Source organism: Plantactinospora mayteni (assembly GCF_016862935.1).
Lineage (GTDB): Bacteria > Actinomycetota > Actinomycetes > Mycobacteriales > Micromonosporaceae > Plantactinospora > Plantactinospora mayteni.
In genome coordinates, this window is the sequence record NZ_BONX01000047.1 from 62,934 (window position 1) to 78,779 (window position 15,846).

The following is a 15,846-nucleotide window of genomic DNA, read 5'->3' on the forward strand; positions in this document are numbered from 1 at the left end:
GCGGTGTTCGCCTCGGCTCGCACCAGGAGAGGGGATCGCCCGGCGCCGGCTATCCGTCGGCCAGGCCGGCCCGCTCCGCCGCCGCCCGCCAGGCAGCCGCACCGCCGGCACGCGGCCGGTAGGTCCGGGTCGATCCGGTACGCCGCAGCAGCGCCCGCAGCTCCGCCAGCCCGCCGTCGAGTACGCCGAGTGCCCGGGCCTGCACCAGCGCGTTGCCCAGCGCGGTCGCCTCCACCGGTCCGGCCACCACCGGCAGTCCACAGGCGTCGGCGGTGAGCTGGCAGAGCAGTTCGTTACGGGCCCCGCCACCGACCACGTGCAGCACCTCCACGTCCCGCCCCGACAGCCGCTGCGCCTGGCCCAGAGCGACCCGGTGGGCCAGGGCAAGACTGTCCAGGATGCACCGGGTCAGCGCCGCCGGGCCCTCCGGTACCGGCTCGCCGCGCCGGGCGCACTCCTTCGCGATCCGGGCCGGCATGTCGCCCGGGGGCAGGAAGACCGGATCGTCCGGGTCGACCACGGCGGCCAGCGAGGGCTGCCGGGCGGCGGCGGCGAGCAGCGCGCCCAGGTCGTCGGCCACCCCCTGGGACCGCCACACCCGCAGCGACTCCTGGAGCAGCCAGAGCCCCATCACGTTGCGTAGGTAGCGGACCGTGCCGTCCACCCCGGCCTCGTTGGTGAAGTTGGCCGCCCGGCTCGCCTCGGTCAGCACCGGCGCGGGCAGTTCGACGCCGACCAGCGACCAGGTGCCGCAGGAGATGTAGCCGAACCGGTCGTGCTCGGCGGGTACCGCCGCGACCGCCGACGCGGTGTCGTGCGAGCCGACCGCGGTCACCGGTACCGGCCGGTTGGTCCCGACCGCCTCCCGGACCTCCGGGCGCAGCTCGCCGACCGGGTCGCCGGGCTGGCGCAGCGGCCCGAAGAGCCGGGCCGGCAGCCCGGCCCGGGTGATCAGGTCGGTGGACCATTCCCGGGTACGCACGTCCAGCAGTTGCGTCGTCGAGGCGTTGGTCACCTCGCTCCCGGCGACCCCGGTCAGCCAGTAGCCGAGCAGGTCCGGGACGAGCAGCAACGTCTGCGCCCGGTCCAGTGCCGGGGTGCCCAGTTCGGCGGTGAGCTGGAACAGCGTGTTGAACGGCAGCAGTTGCAGCCCGGTCGTCCGGTAGAGATAGTCGGCACCGAGCGCCGCCACCACCCGCTCCTGCACCCCGTCGGTACGCCGGTCCCGGTAGTGCACCGGGTTGCCGACCAGCGCCCCGGTGCCGTCCAGCAGGGCGTAGTCGACCGCCCACGAGTCGATGCCGACGCTGGCCAGGTCGGGCCGGCGGTGCAGTGCCGCCCGCAGCCCGGCCAGCGTCTCGGCGTGCAGCCGCAGCACGTCCCAGTGCAGGGTGTCGAGGAGCCGGACCGGCCCGTTGTCGAACCGGTGCACCTCGGTCAGCGTCACCCCGTCCCGGGCGACCTCGGCGAGCATCACCCGGCCGCTGGCCGCGCCGAGGTCGACGGCGGCGACGGCGACGGCGGTCGAGCCGGCCAGACCGGTCGACCCGGTCACCGGAGGAACGCCGCGGCCACGCCGGAGTCGACCGGTACGTGCAGTCCGGTGGTGTGCGACAGTTCGCCGCCGGTCAGCGCGAAGACCGCGTTCGCGACGTGCTCCGGCAGCACCTCCCGCTTCAGCAGGGTACGCCGGGCGTAGTACGCGCCCAGCTCCTCCTCCGGCACCCCGTACACGGCGGCGCGTTGGGCGCCCCAGCCGCTGGCGAAGATCCCGGAGCCGCGTACCACGCCGTCCGGGTTGACCCCGTTGACCCGGATGCCGTGCTCGCCGAGTTCGGCGGCGAGCAGGCGTACCTGGTGTGCCTGGTCGGCCTTTGCCGCGCTGTACGCGATGTTGTTCGGGCCGGCGAAGACCGAGTTCTTGCTGGAGACGTAGACGATGTCCCCGCCGAGGCCCTGGTCGAGCATGAGCCGGGCGGCGGCCCGGGAGACCAGGAAGGAGCCCTTGGCCATCACGCCGTGCTGGACGTCCCAGTCCGCCTCCGTCGTCTCCAGCAGCGACTTCGAGATCGACAGCCCGGCGTTGTTGACCACCAGGTCGACCCCGCCGAACGCGAGGGCCGCCTCGGCGAAGGCCGCCTCGATCCCGGCCGACTCGGTGACGTCCACCGGCACCGCGACCGCCCGGTCGGTGTTGCCGATCTCCCCGGCCACCGTCGCGGCACCCTCGACGTTGCGGTCGGCCACCACCACGCAGGCGCCCTCGGCGGCGAGTCGCCGGGCGATAGCCGCGCCGATCCCGGAGCCGCCGCCGGTGACCAGCGCGACCCGGCCGGCCAGCGCCTTCGGCTTCGGCATCCGGCGCAGCTTCGCCTCTTCGAGCTGCCAGTACTCGATCCGGAACTTCTCCGCCTCGTCGATCGGGGCGTACGTCGAGACCGCCTCCGCGCCGCGCATCACGTTGATCGCGTTGAGGTAGTACTCGGCGGCCACCCGGGCGGTCTGCTTGTCCCGGCCGAAGCTGAACATCCCGACCCCGGGTACCAGCACGATCGCCGGATCGGCACCCCGGATCGCCGGCGAGTCCGGCTCGGCGTACCGCTCGTAGTAGGCCCGGTAGTCCTTCCGGTACGCCTCGTGCAGCTCGCGCAGCCGGGCCAGTACGTCGGGCAGCGGCGCGTCCGGCGGCAGGTCGAGTACCAGCGGCCGGACCTTGGTCCGCAGGAAGTGGTCCGGGCAGGAGGTGCCGAGCGCGGCCAGCCTCGGGTGCTCGGTGCGGGACAGGAAGTCGAGTACCGCCTCGTCGTCGGTGAAGTGCCCGACCTGGAACTGCCCGTGCTGTCGACTGTCGGTGCTGGCCAGCCCGCGCAGCGTCGGGGCCAGCGCGGCGGCCCGCTCCCGCCGCTGCGGGGCCGGCAGTGCCGCGTACCCGGGAAGCAGCGCGCCGAACGGCTCCGCCCGGCCGTGTTCGGCCAGGAACCGGGTGGCGGTTTCGATGATCTCCAGCGACCGGGCCTCGCACTCGGCGCTGGTGGCGCCCCAGGCGGTGATCCCGTGCCCGCCGAGGATCACGCCGATCGCCTGCGGGTTGTCCCGGGCGATCGCGGCGATGTCCAGGCCGAGTTGGAAGCCGGGCCGGCGCCACGGCACCCAGAGCACCCGGTCGCCGAAGCAGCGCCGGGTCAGCTCGGGGCCGTCGGCGGCGGTGGCCAGCGCGATCCCGGCGTCCGGGTGCAGGTGGTCGACGTGCGCGGCGTCGACCAGCCCGTGCATCGCGGTGTCGATCGACGGTGCCGCACCGCCCCGGCCGTGCAGGCAGTAGTCGAAGGCCGCGACCATCTCGTCCTCGCGGTCCACCCCGGGGTAGACGTCGACCAGGGAGCGCAGCCGGTCCAGCCGGAGTACCGCCAGCCCCGCCTCGGTCAGGGTGCCGATGTCGCCGCCGGAGCCCTTGACCCAGAGCAGCTCGGTCGGCCCGCCGGTGACCGGGTCCGCCCCGGTCGCCTTGGCCGAGATGTTGCCGCCGGCGTAGTTGGTGGTGCGCCGGTCGGCGCCGAGCCGGTGACCCCGGCCCAGCAGCGCGGCGACCTCCGGATTGGTCGGTTCGGTGCCCATGCTCATGCCCCCCAGCCCGCCTGCTGCCCGCCGACCCGCTCGGCGGCGATCCGTTCGGCGTAGCCGGACCGGGCGTACGCGGCCATCGGGTCCGGATCGAGGCCGGACTCCGCGCGGACCTGCGCCAGCAGCGGCCGCACGTCGGTGTTGTACGCGTCCATCAGCACCCCGTTGGCGCCGAGTACGTCCCCGGCGGCCTGCGCGGCGGCCAGCGCCTCGGCGTCGACCAGCAGCGCCTTGGCGGTCGCCTCCTGCACGTTCATCACCGAGCGGATCTGTGCCGGGATCTTCGGCTCGATGTTGTGGCACTGGTCGAGCATGAAGTTGACCCCAGACTCCACCCGCAGCGCGTCGGCCCGGACGATCTCGTGCATGATCCGGAAGAGCTGGAACGGGTCGGCCGCGCCGACCATCAGGTCGTCGTCGGCGTAGAACCGGGAGTTGAAGTCGAAGGCGCCGAGCTTTCCCTCCCGGAGCAGGAAGGCCACGATGAACTCGATGTTGGTACCCGGGGCGTGGTGGCCGGTGTCGATCACCACCTGCGCCCGCTCACCGAGCTTGAGGCAGTGCGCGTACGCGGTGCCCCAGTCCGGTACGTCGGTCAGATAGAACGCCGGCTCGAAGAGCTTGTACTCCAGCAGCATCCGCTGCTCCGGCCCGAGCCGTTGGTAGGTGGCGTGCAGCGCCTCGGCGAGCCGGTCCTGCCGGGCCCGGATGTCGTCCTGACCGGGATAGTTGGTGCCGTCGGAGAACCACAGCTTCAGGTCCCGCGAGCCGGTGGCGTCCATGATGTCGACGCACTCCAGCAGGTGGCCCAGCGCCTTGCGTCGGATCCGCGGGTCGGGGTTGGTGACGCTGCCCAGCTTGTAGTCGTCGTCCTGGAAGACGTTGGTGTTGATGGTGCCGATCCGTACCCCCCGCTCGGCCGCGTAGGACGCGAGCTTGCCGAAGTCGTCGACCCGGTCCCAGGGAATGTGCAGCGAGACCACCGGGGCAATCCCGGTGTACGCGTGCACCTGCGCCGCGTCGGCGATCTTCTCCTCCGGGTTGCGCGGCACTCCCGGCTGGCCGAACACCTTGAACCGGGTGCCCGAGTTGCCGTACGCCCAGGAGGGCACCTCGATCCGTTGCGCGCGCAGCGCCGCCCGGACGTCGGTCTCGGTCATGGTCAGGCCTCCGTGGTGTCGAACGTGGTGGTGTCCAGCGCGGTGTTGCCCAGCGTTGTGTCGTTCAGCGCGGTGTTGCCCAGCGGGGCAGTACTCAGCGCGGTGTTGTCCAGTGCGGTGTTGTCCAGTGCGGCAGTGTTCAGTGCGGTGTTGTCCAGTGCGGCGAGTTGCGCGTCCAGGTTGAAGATCTCGTCGAGGACGACGAACCCCTCGTCGGGGCGGCGGCCGGAAAGGCCGACGAAGAAGGGGGCCATCTCGGCCTGCCACCGGGCGTTGACGTCGGTGGCCTCCATCGCGGCGAGCGACGCGGCCAGGTCCTCGGTGCGGAAGTGCCCGACCAGCAACCCGTCGTCGTGCAGGAAGAGGGAGTAGTCGTGCCAGCCGGCCGCGTGCAGCGCCCGGAGCATGTCGGGCCAGACCGTCGCGTGTCGTTCGCGGTATTCGGCCAGCCGTTCGGGCCGGACCCGGAGGACGAAGCACACTCGCCGCATCGGCGGGCCTCCCAACAAATGAACCGTTTCAACAAGCCGCACTCAACATACGAGCGCCGTCACTGAACTGTCAAGAAACCGGGCCGGGTCCGGCCGTCGACGCCGGGCCCGGGGTCAGCCCGGGGTCAGCCCGGGGTCCGGGCGTACCGGCTGGACTCCCGGACCACCAACTCCGGCTCGAAGATCACCTGTTTGTGCCGGTGGTTCTCCGGGTCGTTCGCCTCGTCCAGCATCAACTGCGCCGCCGTCTGACCGAGCCGCTGCCGTGGCTGGCGTACCGAGGAGAGCGGCACCGCCGCCGCGGCGGCGAAGTCGATGTCGTCGTAGCCGACCAGCGCGATGTCCTCCGGCACCCGCACCTGCTGCCGGGTGAGTTCCTGGAGTACGCCGAGCGCCAGCAGGTCGTTCGCGCAGAAGACCGCGGTCGCCCGGGCGGACCGGGGCAGCCCGAGGATCCTGGACGCGGCATCCCGGCCGGCCGCCACGGTCGGGCTCGGCGTCTCGAACCGGCGCAGGGTCTCCTCGGCGAGCCCGGCCTCACGCAGCGCGTGCACCGCGCCGTGACAGCGGTCCCGTACCTGTTCCAGCCGCCACGGGCCGCCGACGAAGGCGATCCGCCGGTGCCCGGCCTCCACCAGGTGCCGCATCGCCAGTTCACCGCCGAGCCGGTCGTCGACCGACACTGAGCAGACATCCGGCCGGGTGGAGCGCCGGTCCAGCAGGACCACGAGTACGCCCCGCTCGCGGAGCCGGACCAGCCGCTCGTTGGCGTCGTCGACTGGAGTGATCAGCACCCCCTGGACGCGCTGCTCCTCCAGCAGGTCCAGATATCTGCTCTCCTTGGCCGAGTCGCCGTCGCTGTTGCAGAAGATCACCGCCATCCCGGCCGCCCCGGTGGCGTCCTCGACCCCCTTGGCGACATCGGTGAAGAACGGGTTGGCCACGTCCAGCACCACCAGGCCCAGGGTGCGGCCCCGGCCCCGGCGCAACTGCCGGGCGGCGTCGTTGGGCACGAACCCCAACTCGCTGATCGCGGCGAGTACCCGGTTGCGGGTCGACGCCGCCACGATGTCGGGCCGGTTGAGCACGTTGGAGACCGTGCCCACCGACACCCCCGCCTGGCTGGCCACGTCGCGGATGCTCACCGCTGGTCCCGGCACCACCGACCTCCTCCCCGCAGCCCCGATCGTCGGGCTGAAACGTGTCAAGGTTATCCGGCGGTTCCGTGCCACGGTGCGCCCGACCGCAGTCCCCGCACCGGCCCGTCGACCGCGTGCGACCGACAGTAACTCCCCGGTGCACCGCACCGGCTGCACCTCGCCGCTCCGGTGCCGCGCGGTGCCCCGGTGGTTGGGTCCCACAACCCACTGCCGCGCGTCGAACGCCTGGCACATCAAGATCCTTGGCGAGTAATGGTTCGCCACACGCCACAATTCGCCAAGAATCTTGGGCCGCACTGGGCGGCGCGCGAGGCGTGGTTTCCGGCGGGCGCCGCCGTCGGTACCCTGGCGGAGCGCGGGAAGCGCTTTCCTATCCGGTGCCGCCGACCGGCACCCCGAGTGACGGACCGAGGGCGGCGAGCATGGGCGAGGACCTGACCGGCGTACGGCTGCGAGTGCGCGGCGAGACCGTGGCGCGGTACGTCCTCGACGACCCGCACGTCGACCCGCGCTGGGGGCCCCGGCCGTACCTGCATCCGGTGCGTACCCTCGGCGGGGTCGTGGTGACCGACACGCTGCCCGAGGACCACCGCTGGCACCTCGGAGTCTCGGTCGCCATGCAGGACGTCTCGGGCAGCAACCTCTGGGGAGGCAGGACCTACGTCCGGGACGTCGGCTACACCTGGCTCGACGACCACGGCCGGATCGTGCACGACGACTGGCTGCCCAACGGCCGGCTGCCCGCCGGCCTGTCCGAGGCCGCCGGGCTGTCCGAGGCCGCCGGCCTGTCCGAGGCTGGCGGCCCGTCCGAGGCTGGCGGGCTGTCCGAGGCCGCCGGGCTGTCCGCTGACGGCGACGCCGGGGACGCCGCGCCGGGGGACGGTGGGTTCGCCGAGCGGCTGCGCTGGCTGGACCCGACCGGCGCCACCCTGCTGACCGAGGAGCGGCAGGTCGCGGCCGTGGAACTGACCGGCCGGTCCGACGCCTGGCTGCTCGACTTCGGCTACACCCTGACCGCACCGGCCGACCGGGACATCCTGCTCGGCAGCCCGGCCACCAACGGCCGGCCGGACGGGGCCGGCTACGGCGGCTTCTTCTGGCGGATCGCACCTGGGCCCAACCGGGCCTTCACGGCGAGCGCCGACGGGGAGGAGCGGGTCAACGGCAGCACCGAACCCTGGGTCGCGATGGTCGGCGCGGCGGACGGCGGCCGGCCGTACACGCTGGTCTTCGCCGGCCTGGCCGACGGCGACCACTGGTTCGTGCGGACCGGGATCTATCCCGGGGTCTGCGTCGCGCTCGCCTTCGTGCGGACCCTGCCGGTCCCGGCCGGCAGCGAAGTGCGGCGCCGGCACCGGATCGTGGTCGCGGACGGCGAGCTGACCCGCGACGAGGTCGAGGCGCTGGGACCGGCCCTGACCTCCTGACCAGTCCTGATCAGTCCTGGCGTCCTGACCGGCCCCGCGACCGCAAGCGAACCGGGCCGGTCAGCCCTTGAGCCCTTCAGCCCGTCAGCCCTTCAGGCCGGAGGTGGCGATCCCCTCCACCAGATAGCGCTGGAAGGCCAGGAAGAAGAGCATCACCGGGACGATGCTCAGCACCGACATCGCGAACATCGGCCCGAACGCCGACTCGCTGGTCTGGTCGATGAAGAGCCGCAGCGCCAGCGGCAGGGTGTACGAGTCGGGGTCGTTGAGGTAGACGAGCTGGCTGAAGAAGTCGTTCCAGGTCCAGATGAAGGTGAAGATCGCGGTGGTGACCAGGGCCGGCTTGAGCAGCGGCAGGATCACGTACCGGAAGGTGAGTACGGGTCCGCAGCCGTCGATCTCCGCCGCGTCGTCCAGTTCCCGGGGCAGGCCCCGGATGAACTGCACCATCAGGAAGACGAAGAACGCGTCGGTGGCGAGCAGCTTGGGCAGGATCAGCGGTACGAAGGTGCCGACCAGGTCCAGCTTCTGGAAGATCGTGTACTGCGGGATCAGCACCACGTGGTACGGCAGCATGATGGTCAGCAGGGTGAACGCGAACAGCGGCCCGCGCAGCCGGAACCGCAGCCGGGCGAAGGCGTACGCGGCCAGCGCACAGGAGACCAGGTTGCCGATCACCGCGCCGATCGCCACGATCAGCGAGTTGGTGAAGAACCGCCAGACGCCGATCCCGGCGATCCCGTCCAGCGCGGCGGAGTAGTTCTCCGGCGCCAGCCTGCTCGGCAGCAGGCTCAGGCTGGAGAGGATCTCGTCGGTCGGCTTGATCGAGGTGGCCAGCAGCCACACCACCGGATACAGCAGCAGGGCCAGTACGCCGATGATCAGCGCATGCCAGCCGACCGTACGCAGCCGCGCTCCGGGCGCGCCCGGCCGCCGAGCCCCCGGAGTACGGGTCGACAGGCCGTCGGAGAGCGTGCTCACCGGTCCTCCCCGGAGTAGAACACCCAGCGGCGCGAGGTGCCGAAGAACAGCGCCGTGATGATCGCGATGACGAGCAGCAGCAGCCAGGCCATCGCCGAGGCGTAGCCCATCCGGAACTGCGAGAACCCGCGTTCGTAGAGGTAGAGCGTGTAGAACAGGGTCGAGTTGCTCGGCCCGCCCCGGCCGCCGCTGACGATGAACGCCGGGGTGAACGCCTGGAACGCGTGGATCGTCTCCAACACCAGGTTGAACAGGATGATCGGGGAGAGCATCGGTAGCGTCACCGACCGGAAGGTGCGCCAGGTGCCGGAGCCGTCGACCGCGGCGGCGTCGTAGAGTTCGGTCGGGATCTGCTTGAGACCGGCCAGGAAGATCACCATCGGCGCGCCGAACTGCCAGACGGCCAGGATGATCAGCACGTAGAGCGCGTAGTCCGGCTCGTTGATCCAGCCGCCGGTGTCCCAGCCGAAGGTGCCGGTGACCGAGTCGACCACCCCGGCGTCGGTGAACATCGCCCGCCAGACCAGCGCGATCGCCACGCCGGTGCCGAGCAGCGAGGGCGCGTAGAAGGCGGACCGGTAGAAGCCCTGCCCGCGCCGCTTCCGGTTGAGCAGCAGGGCCACCGCGAGGGCGGCGGCCAGCTTCAGCGGTACGGAGATCAGCACGTACATCGCGGTGACCTTGGCCGAGGCGAGGAACCGCGCGTCGTCGGCGAAGAGTCGCTGGTAGTTCTCCAGGCCGACCCATTCCGGAGAGGTGAACAGGTCGTAGTCGGTGAACGACAGGTAGAGCGAGGCGAGCATCGGGCCGATGGTCAGCAACAGCGCCCCGGCGACCCAGGGGGAGAGGAAGAGGTACGCGATCCCGGGCCGGTTGCGTCGGTATCGGGGCCGGGCGCCGGGGGCGGTGCCGTCCGGTGCGGCGGGCCGGGGCGGCGGCCTGCGCAGGGTCCCAGTTGTCATGGTCGACTTTCCCATCGGCTCCTGGCGGCAACACCTCGCCGGGTGTGCCCGCGCCCGCGCGGTGAGGCGGTGATGAAACCATTCAACAAGCCGCACGACGGTACCGCCGACGAGCGGGACCTGTCAATGGAGGCTCTGCCCAGCGGAGTGGAGTCTGGGCTGGTCGGGGGATACCTGGCCAGGGATGAATCGATTCATGACGTCGATCGAACCGTCGATCAGTAGCCGGGACGCCAGCCCGGATCCCGACCGAACGCGGCGACCAGCCGATCCTGCCCGCTCGCCTCCGGCGGCACCGGTACGCCCGGGTCGGTCAGCCCGCTGTCCCGGTACATCGACGTGCGTTCGGCGAACCACCGGGCACACTCCTGCACGCCGGCCGGATCGAGCCGCGGCTCGACGCCGATCGCCGTCGCCAGATCCCAGCCGTGCACCAGATGCTCGGCCAGCAACTGGTGCAGGTACTCCCGACCCGGCGTCGGCCCGACCGACAACTCCACCGTGCGGTCCAGCACGTCGGGGTCGGCGACGGCCCGGCAGGCCCGCTCGGCCGCGTCCCGGGCCGAGGTGGCGGGATCGGCGCCCAACAGGTCACCGGCGAACCGGTCGCCGACCTCGGCCAGCGAGGCGCCGCCGAAGAGCGGCACCGACCAGCGCTCCTCCCCGACCACGTGGTTCACCAGGGTCCGGACGTCCCAGTCGGCGCAGGGCGTGGCCGCGGCCCACTGGTCGGCACCGACCTGGCCGACCCGGTCGGCGAACCCGGCCACCGTACGCCGGTACGTCGTCAGCAGGTCCATGGCCCGATTCTGCCCGGCCGCACCCCCGCCCGCCGGGGAAGTGGCCCGAGCCGAGCGGTCCGGGCCGGCCGGCCGGTCCCGTCGGGGCGGGTCTCCGGTCAGTCCAGTTGGTCGGGGATCAGCCCGAGTTCGCGGGCGACCGAGAGCCGCACCCACTCGGTGAGCTGGCGGCGCGGGATCACCCGGTCGTGCACCGCCAGCTGCACGGCGAGCCCGTCGATCAGCCCGTTGATCCGCCAGGCGGCCCCGGCCGGATCGTCGCAGCTGAACACCCCGTCGGCGACCCCGGCCGTGATCACCTCGCCGAGCCCCTCCCGTCGGCGCAGGTCCAACCGTCGGGACACCTTCTCCAACTCCGGCGTACGCAGCGACTCCGACCACCCGTCGATCCACATCGCCCACGACCGGGATCGGCCCGGCGGGGCGTAGAGGCGGAGCAGTTTCTTCAGCTTGACCAGCGGGGTGCCGGGGGACCGGAGCACCGCCTCGAGCCGGGCCAGATCCTGTTCGGCGGCGTACGCGAACGCCTGGGCGACCAGTCGCTCCTTGGTGGCGAAGTGGTAGAAGACCAGTGCCTGGCTCACCCCGGCGGCCTGGGCCACGTCGGCCGTACGCGTGTTGGCCAGCCCCCGCGTCGCGATCACGTCGCAGGCGGTGCGTAGCAGCGCATCCAGCCGCACCTCTGCCGCACGTCTCGTCACGCGGCTACGTTAGCCCATTCTGGCCAGCACAATAAGCTATCAACACGTCGGATAAGTTACTAGCGGGTCAGACTGTCCACTAGCACATCAGAAGCCGCACGTCCGCGCGCCCCTCGCCCCGCCCCGGCGAACCCCGTCCACCAGGTACGGAACGACCGTCAGCCGGGGCGTGCACCGGCCGGCGCAGCCAGCCAACCGCCCGGCCCGGCGAGCCGACCACCCGACCGAGAAAGATCGGCAACCATCGGTACCCCGTAGTAGGGTCCGCACATGCCAGACGGTGTGGCCAAAATCCCTCCGGCGGCGGACGCCGAACCCGGGCCGGCACCAGACGGGTCCACCCTGGAACGGCCCGCCCCCGGAGCCGCGACGGACCCGCCCGACCTCGGCCCGGACCCGGACCCCGGCCCGGACCGGCCGGTGGAACCGTCTGCCCACCATCCGGAGCGGCCGGCGGAGAGGTCTGCCCGGATCGGGCGGGACGAACTCCCCGCCCTGGCCACACCGGACGTCGCCACCGCCGCCGTGACCTATGACGACGAGGAGCGGCCGGCACGGCAACTCACCGGCCCGGTCGAGGTCGGGGTGGCGGTGGTCGCCTTCGCCGTCGCGCTGCTGGTGCTCTGGCAGGTGTTCCGGCCACTGGCCCAGGGCAGCCAGTTCTATCTGATCGTCTTCCTGACCGGCGTACTGCCACTGGTCTTCCTCGCGTACCGGTCGGGGCTGCGGTTGCCGGAGCGGCTGGCGAGCCGGCTGCCGGCGGTCGGGCCGCGCCGGGTACCCGATCCGGATGCTCCGGCCGCGCCGCGCCGGGACCTGCCGACGGTGCCGGACTGGCTGCTGGCCGGGCTGGCCCTGATCGTCTGTCTCTATCCCGTGCTGCCGCTCGCGATCGGCGACGCCGGCGGCGGCTACGACGCCTTCCTCGACCGGCAGGGGCTGCTCGCCCCGGTCGACGTGGCGATGGGCGCGCTGCTGCTGATCCTCCTGATCGAAGCCTGCCGGCGGACCACCGGCTGGATCCTGCCGCTGGTCTGCGTGCTCTTCCTCGGCTACGGCTACTACGGCGGGCTGCTGCCGCAGAGCTGGGCGATCGCGCACGCCGGGCTCGACTTCGGACAGATCGTCGACGCGCTCTACAACTCCGGCAGCGGCTTCTACGGCACCCCGCTGGACGTCGCCGCCACCTACATCGTGCTGTTCACGATCTACGGTGCGGTACTCGACCTCTCCGGCGCCGGGCGGTTCTTCGTCGACCTCTCGGTGGCCGCGTTCCGGCGGTCCCGCAGCGCCGCCGGCCGCACCGCCGTCGCATCCGGGTTCCTGCTCGGCACCGTCTCCGGCTCCGGTACCGCCACCGCGGTCAGCGTCGGCGCGGTCACCTGGCCGATCCTGCGCCGCGCCGGCTATCCCGCCGAGCATGCCGGCGGGATGCTGGCGGCGGCCGGGGTCGGCGCGATCCTCTCGCCCCCGACCCTGGGCGCGGCGGCCTTCATCGTCGCCGAATACCTGGAAGTCTCCTACCTGACCGTGCTCGGCTGGGCGGTGATCCCGACCCTGCTCTACTACCTCGGCATCCTGCTCGCCGTCGAGATCGACGCCCGCCGGTTCAAGGTACGCCCGGTCGAGGTGGCCGCCGGCTCGGCGTGGCGGCTGCTGGGCCGGTTCGGCTACCACTTCTCCTCGCTGGTCGTCATAGTCGTCCTGCTCGCGGTCGGGGTGAGCGCCATCCGGGCGGTCGTCTACGCCACCGGACTGGCGGTGCTGCTCAGCTTCCTCGACCGGCGGAGCTGGCTGACCCCACGACGGATCTTCGCCGCCCTCTCCGCCGGAGTACGCGGGGTGCTCCCGGTCGCCGCCGTCTGTGGCGCGGCCGGCATCATCACCGCCACCACCACCAAGACCGGACTCGGCGCGCAGTTCGCCTCGCTGCTGGTCCGGGGCGCCGAGGCGCTGGCCGACAACCCGACCGTGGTACTGGCGCTGACCGTGGTCTTCGCCGCGGTCGCGCTCTCGCTGCTCGGGCTGGCCGTACCGGTCACCGCCTCGTTCATCATCGGCTGGGTGATCATCGGTCCGGCGCTGCTCGCGCTCGGCGTACCGGCCCCGGCGGCGGCGATGTTCGTCTTCTACTACTCGGTACTCTCCGAGGTCACCCCGCCGACCGCACTGGCGGCGGTGGGCGCGGCGGCGATCACCGGCGGCCGGACCGTGCCGACCATGTGGCAGGCCCTCAAGTACGCCCTGCCGGCCTTCCTCGCCCCGATCGCCTTCGTGCTGACCGGGCCGGGGGAGTACCTGCTCGGTCGGGGCTCCCCGGTCGAGGTGCTCTGGGCGGGGCTGGTCGGCTGTCTCGGCGTGGCAGCGCTCGCCGTGGCCACCGGTGGCTGGCTGCTCGGCGTCGGGCCGGCCGGCGCGGTCGAACGGACCCTCACCGCCCTCGCCGGCCTGTTGCTGCTCTACCTGCACCCGGTGTCGATCGCGCTCGGCGGCGGGCTGGTCGTCGTCGCCGTACTGGCGGCGCTGGCCCGCCGACGCCGCACCGCCGTGGCCGGGCCGGTGGTCGAGGACGTCGGCCCGGCGGTGCCGGGCGCCCGGAGTGGCGTCGACCGGCCCGCCGACGCCGTGCCGGACGAGGCGGACGCGGAGCGGCCGGGGCCGGGCCCGGGCCCGGCCCCGGTGCCGGTGCCGGAGAGCGCGCCGGAGCCGGCAGCCGACCCGGCTTCCGGCCCGGCTGCCGACCTGGGTTCCCGGGCGGACGACGACACCGGCCCGAGGGGCCAGGGAATCGGTTCGAGCGTGGGAGAGGATGCGAAATGAGGCGTACGACGAGGATCACGACGAGGATCCTGGCGGCGGTCGCCGCTGCTGGTCTGGGCCTGACCGGGGTGGCCGGCTGTGGTGGCCGGCAGGACACCGCCAGCACCGACGCGGGTGGCGAGGTCACCTGCGAGGTGGGTACGGAGACCCGGATCGGGATCGCCACCGGCAACGCGACCGGGGTCTACTTCGCGCTCGGCAACGCGTACGCCGAGCAGGTCTCCAACGCGCCGGGCAGCAAGGTCAAGGCCACCGCGGCCGAGACCGGAGCCTCGGTGCAGAACATCCAGCAACTCGTCGCCGGCACGTACGCGGTGGCGTTCTCGCTGGCCGACACCGCCGCAGACGCGGTGCAGGGCACCGGCAGCTTCGAGGGGCAGCGGCAGCCGGTGCAGGCGCTGGCCCGGATCCACACGAACTTCACCCAGGTGATCGTGCGCAACGGTGCCGGGATCAACTCGGTTGCCGACATGCGGGGCAAGCGGGTCTCCACCGGGTCGCCGAAGTCGGGTACCGAGGTCATCGCGAATCGGCTGCTCCAGGCGGCCGGACTCGACCCGGCCAAGGACATCCAGGCGCAGCGGCTGGACCTGGCCAAGACCGTCGACGGGATGAAGGACGGCTCGATCGACGCGCTGTTCTGGTCGGGCGGCCTGCCCACGCCGGGCATCACCGACCTGCTCACCACGGCCAGGGGCCAGGTCGGCTTCCTGGACATCACCCCGCTGCTGGCCGAAATGAAGAAAATCAACCCGGTGTACGAGGAGAGCACGATCCCGGCCGCCACCTACGGCACTCCGGCCGACGTCAAGACCATCGTGGTACCGAACCTCCTGCTGGTGAAGGACGACCTCGACGCGAACCTGGTCTGCGTACTGACCAAGGCGCTCTTCGAGCGGAAACCGCAGCTCGAACAGGCCAACGCGGCGGCCAAGGAGATCAGCCTGGACACCGCCCGCAGGACCGAGCCGGTACCCCTGCACCGCGGCGCCACCCAGGCCCTCGACAACCTCAACGCCGCGAAGTAACCCGGCTCTTCATCGTCGTCCGATCCGTCCCCCGCCACCATCCCTACACTCCCAGGTTCCTAGGATGATTAGGGGTGGTGGCGAGGGCGGTACGGGGTGATCAAGGCTCCGACCAGGGTGGTAGTTCGAGATCGTGGGCAGCCCGGGAAACCCGGGAACTGCTGACCCGCCGACCGGCCCCCCGAGTTGGCATCTGTTCGCGGCCTCGGCTAAAGTTCTCATCCGTCACCAGGAAACACCGGATGACAAGCGGACGTAGCGCAGTTGGTAGCGCATCACCTTGCCAAGGTGAGGGTCGCGGGTTCGAGTCCCGTCGTCCGCTCGGAGATGCCGCCACATGTCGGGGGCTACCTCGGTGGAGTGGCCGAGAGGCGAGGCAACGGCCTGCAAAGCCGTGTACACGGGTTCAAATCCCGTCTCCACCTCGGCTACAAGCGAGGGCGATTGGCGCAGTGGGAGCGCGCTTCCTTGACACGGAAGAGGTCACTGGTTCAAACCCAGTATCGCCCACCAGCTGTATATGCAGGTCAAACGGCTCGTTACCAGATCATCGGTAATGAGCCGTTTTGTTGTTGCTCCTTACGGTGGGAGCAAATTGGGAGCGCATGATCATCTACGGCGGTCCGGCGGCGGGTCCAAGCTGATGGATGACGTGGTACGGGGGAAGTTGCCTCAGCCGGGTGGAGTGAAGGCGC

General features: G+C 71.7%; 12 protein-coding genes and 3 tRNA genes. 6 read left to right on the plus strand and 9 right to left on the minus strand.

Translation table 11 applies throughout. The features are described 5' to 3' along the window. Positions 1-49: 49 nt before the first annotated feature. From Pma05_RS31390 to Pma05_RS31410, 5 genes are all read right to left on the minus strand, one after another. Complete coding sequence (locus Pma05_RS31390; RefSeq protein WP_239313462.1) at positions 50-1,555, minus strand: rhamnulokinase; 1,506 nt, start codon at positions 1,553-1,555, stop codon at positions 50-52. Next, on the minus strand, positions 1,552-3,621 hold the full coding sequence (locus tag Pma05_RS31395) for a bifunctional aldolase/short-chain dehydrogenase (protein WP_239313465.1): 2,070 nt from the start codon (positions 3,619-3,621) through the stop codon (positions 1,552-1,554). The genes Pma05_RS31390 and Pma05_RS31395 overlap by 4 nt, the downstream gene beginning before the upstream one ends. Next, complete coding sequence (gene rhaI, locus Pma05_RS31400; RefSeq protein ID WP_203861117.1) at positions 3,618-4,781, minus strand: L-rhamnose isomerase; 1,164 nt, start codon at positions 4,779-4,781, stop codon at positions 3,618-3,620. Before rhaI ends, Pma05_RS31395 begins: the two co-directional genes overlap by 4 nt. A gap of 2 nt (positions 4,782-4,783) precedes the next feature. Further along, positions 4,784-5,272, minus strand: a complete 489-nt coding sequence (locus Pma05_RS31405; RefSeq protein WP_203861118.1) for an L-rhamnose mutarotase — start codon at positions 5,270-5,272, stop codon at positions 4,784-4,786. 125 nt (positions 5,273-5,397) lie between these two features. Next, positions 5,398-6,432 (minus strand): LacI family DNA-binding transcriptional regulator, encoded by a 1,035-nt coding sequence (locus Pma05_RS31410; RefSeq protein ID WP_203861119.1) that lies wholly within the window; start codon positions 6,430-6,432, stop codon positions 5,398-5,400. Positions 6,433-6,854: 422 nt separating this feature from the next. On the opposite strand from Pma05_RS31410, the gene Pma05_RS31415 reads away from it, so the two are divergent. Continuing rightward, the gene (locus Pma05_RS31415) at positions 6,855-7,859 is read left to right on the plus strand and encodes a DUF6807 domain-containing protein (RefSeq protein ID WP_239313468.1); all 1,005 of its coding nucleotides are present in this window, start codon (positions 6,855-6,857) and stop codon (positions 7,857-7,859) included. Positions 7,860-7,943: 84 nt separating this feature from the next. Here the strand turns inward: Pma05_RS31415 and Pma05_RS31420 are convergent, their stop codons facing one another. The 4 genes from Pma05_RS31420 to Pma05_RS31435 form a co-directional block, all read right to left on the minus strand. Continuing rightward, entirely contained in the window at positions 7,944-8,840 is an 897-nt protein-coding gene (locus tag Pma05_RS31420; RefSeq protein WP_307836946.1) for a carbohydrate ABC transporter permease, read from the minus strand. Next, positions 8,837-9,802 carry a carbohydrate ABC transporter permease gene (locus Pma05_RS31425; protein WP_203861120.1) on the minus strand — a complete coding sequence of 322 codons (966 nt, stop codon included), beginning with the start codon at positions 9,800-9,802 and terminating at the stop codon, positions 8,837-8,839. The genes Pma05_RS31420 and Pma05_RS31425 overlap by 4 nt, the downstream gene beginning before the upstream one ends. Before the next feature lie 218 nt (positions 9,803-10,020). Further along, complete coding sequence (locus Pma05_RS31430; RefSeq protein ID WP_203861121.1) at positions 10,021-10,602, minus strand: TIGR03086 family metal-binding protein; 582 nt, start codon at positions 10,600-10,602, stop codon at positions 10,021-10,023. 98 nt (positions 10,603-10,700) lie between these two features. Then, on the minus strand, positions 10,701-11,303 hold the full coding sequence (locus Pma05_RS31435; protein ID WP_203861122.1) for a TetR/AcrR family transcriptional regulator: 603 nt from the start codon (positions 11,301-11,303) through the stop codon (positions 10,701-10,703). A 270-nt stretch (positions 11,304-11,573) separates the two neighbouring features. Between Pma05_RS31435 and Pma05_RS31440 the strand changes: the two genes are divergently transcribed. The 5 genes from Pma05_RS31440 to Pma05_RS31460 all read left to right on the plus strand — a co-directional run bounded on the left by Pma05_RS31440 (position 11,574) and on the right by Pma05_RS31460 (position 15,664). Further along, entirely contained in the window at positions 11,574-14,123 is a 2,550-nt protein-coding gene (locus Pma05_RS31440) for a TRAP transporter permease (protein WP_239313471.1), read from the plus strand. Continuing rightward, positions 14,120-15,151, plus strand: coding sequence for a TAXI family TRAP transporter solute-binding subunit (locus Pma05_RS31445; RefSeq protein WP_203861123.1), 1,032 nt, complete (start codon positions 14,120-14,122; stop codon positions 15,149-15,151). The genes Pma05_RS31440 and Pma05_RS31445 overlap by 4 nt, the downstream gene beginning before the upstream one ends. 249 nt (positions 15,152-15,400) lie before the next feature. Continuing rightward, positions 15,401-15,473 (plus strand) — tRNA-Gly (locus Pma05_RS31450). 32 nt (positions 15,474-15,505) lie between these two features. After that, positions 15,506-15,576: transfer RNA gene (locus tag Pma05_RS31455), tRNA-Cys, on the plus strand. Between the two features lie 13 nt (positions 15,577-15,589). Next, a tRNA-Val gene (locus tag Pma05_RS31460) sits at positions 15,590-15,664 on the plus strand. Positions 15,665-15,846 lie beyond the last annotated feature (182 nt).

What these genes read in the sequence shown, in the direction of transcription:
- Pma05_RS31395 (WP_239313465.1), bottom strand. Translation starts at nt 3,621, where the DNA reads ATGAGCATGGGCACCGAACCGACCAATCCGGAGGTCGCCGCGCTGCTG.
- rhaI (WP_203861117.1), bottom strand. Translation starts at nt 4,781, where the DNA reads ATGACCGAGACCGACGTCCGGGCGGCGCTGCGCGCGCAACGGATCGAG.
- Pma05_RS31405 (WP_203861118.1), bottom strand. Translation starts at nt 5,272, where the DNA reads ATGCGGCGAGTGTGCTTCGTCCTCCGGGTCCGGCCCGAACGGCTGGCC.
- Pma05_RS31415 (WP_239313468.1), top strand. Translation starts at nt 6,855, where the DNA reads ATGGGCGAGGACCTGACCGGCGTACGGCTGCGAGTGCGCGGCGAGACC.
- Pma05_RS31425 (WP_203861120.1), bottom strand. Translation starts at nt 9,802, where the DNA reads ATGACAACTGGGACCCTGCGCAGGCCGCCGCCCCGGCCCGCCGCACCG.
- Pma05_RS31430 (WP_203861121.1), bottom strand. Translation starts at nt 10,602, where the DNA reads ATGGACCTGCTGACGACGTACCGGCGTACGGTGGCCGGGTTCGCCGAC.
- Pma05_RS31440 (WP_239313471.1), top strand. Translation starts at nt 11,574, where the DNA reads ATGCCAGACGGTGTGGCCAAAATCCCTCCGGCGGCGGACGCCGAACCC.
- Pma05_RS31445 (WP_203861123.1), top strand. Translation starts at nt 14,120, where the DNA reads ATGAGGCGTACGACGAGGATCACGACGAGGATCCTGGCGGCGGTCGCC.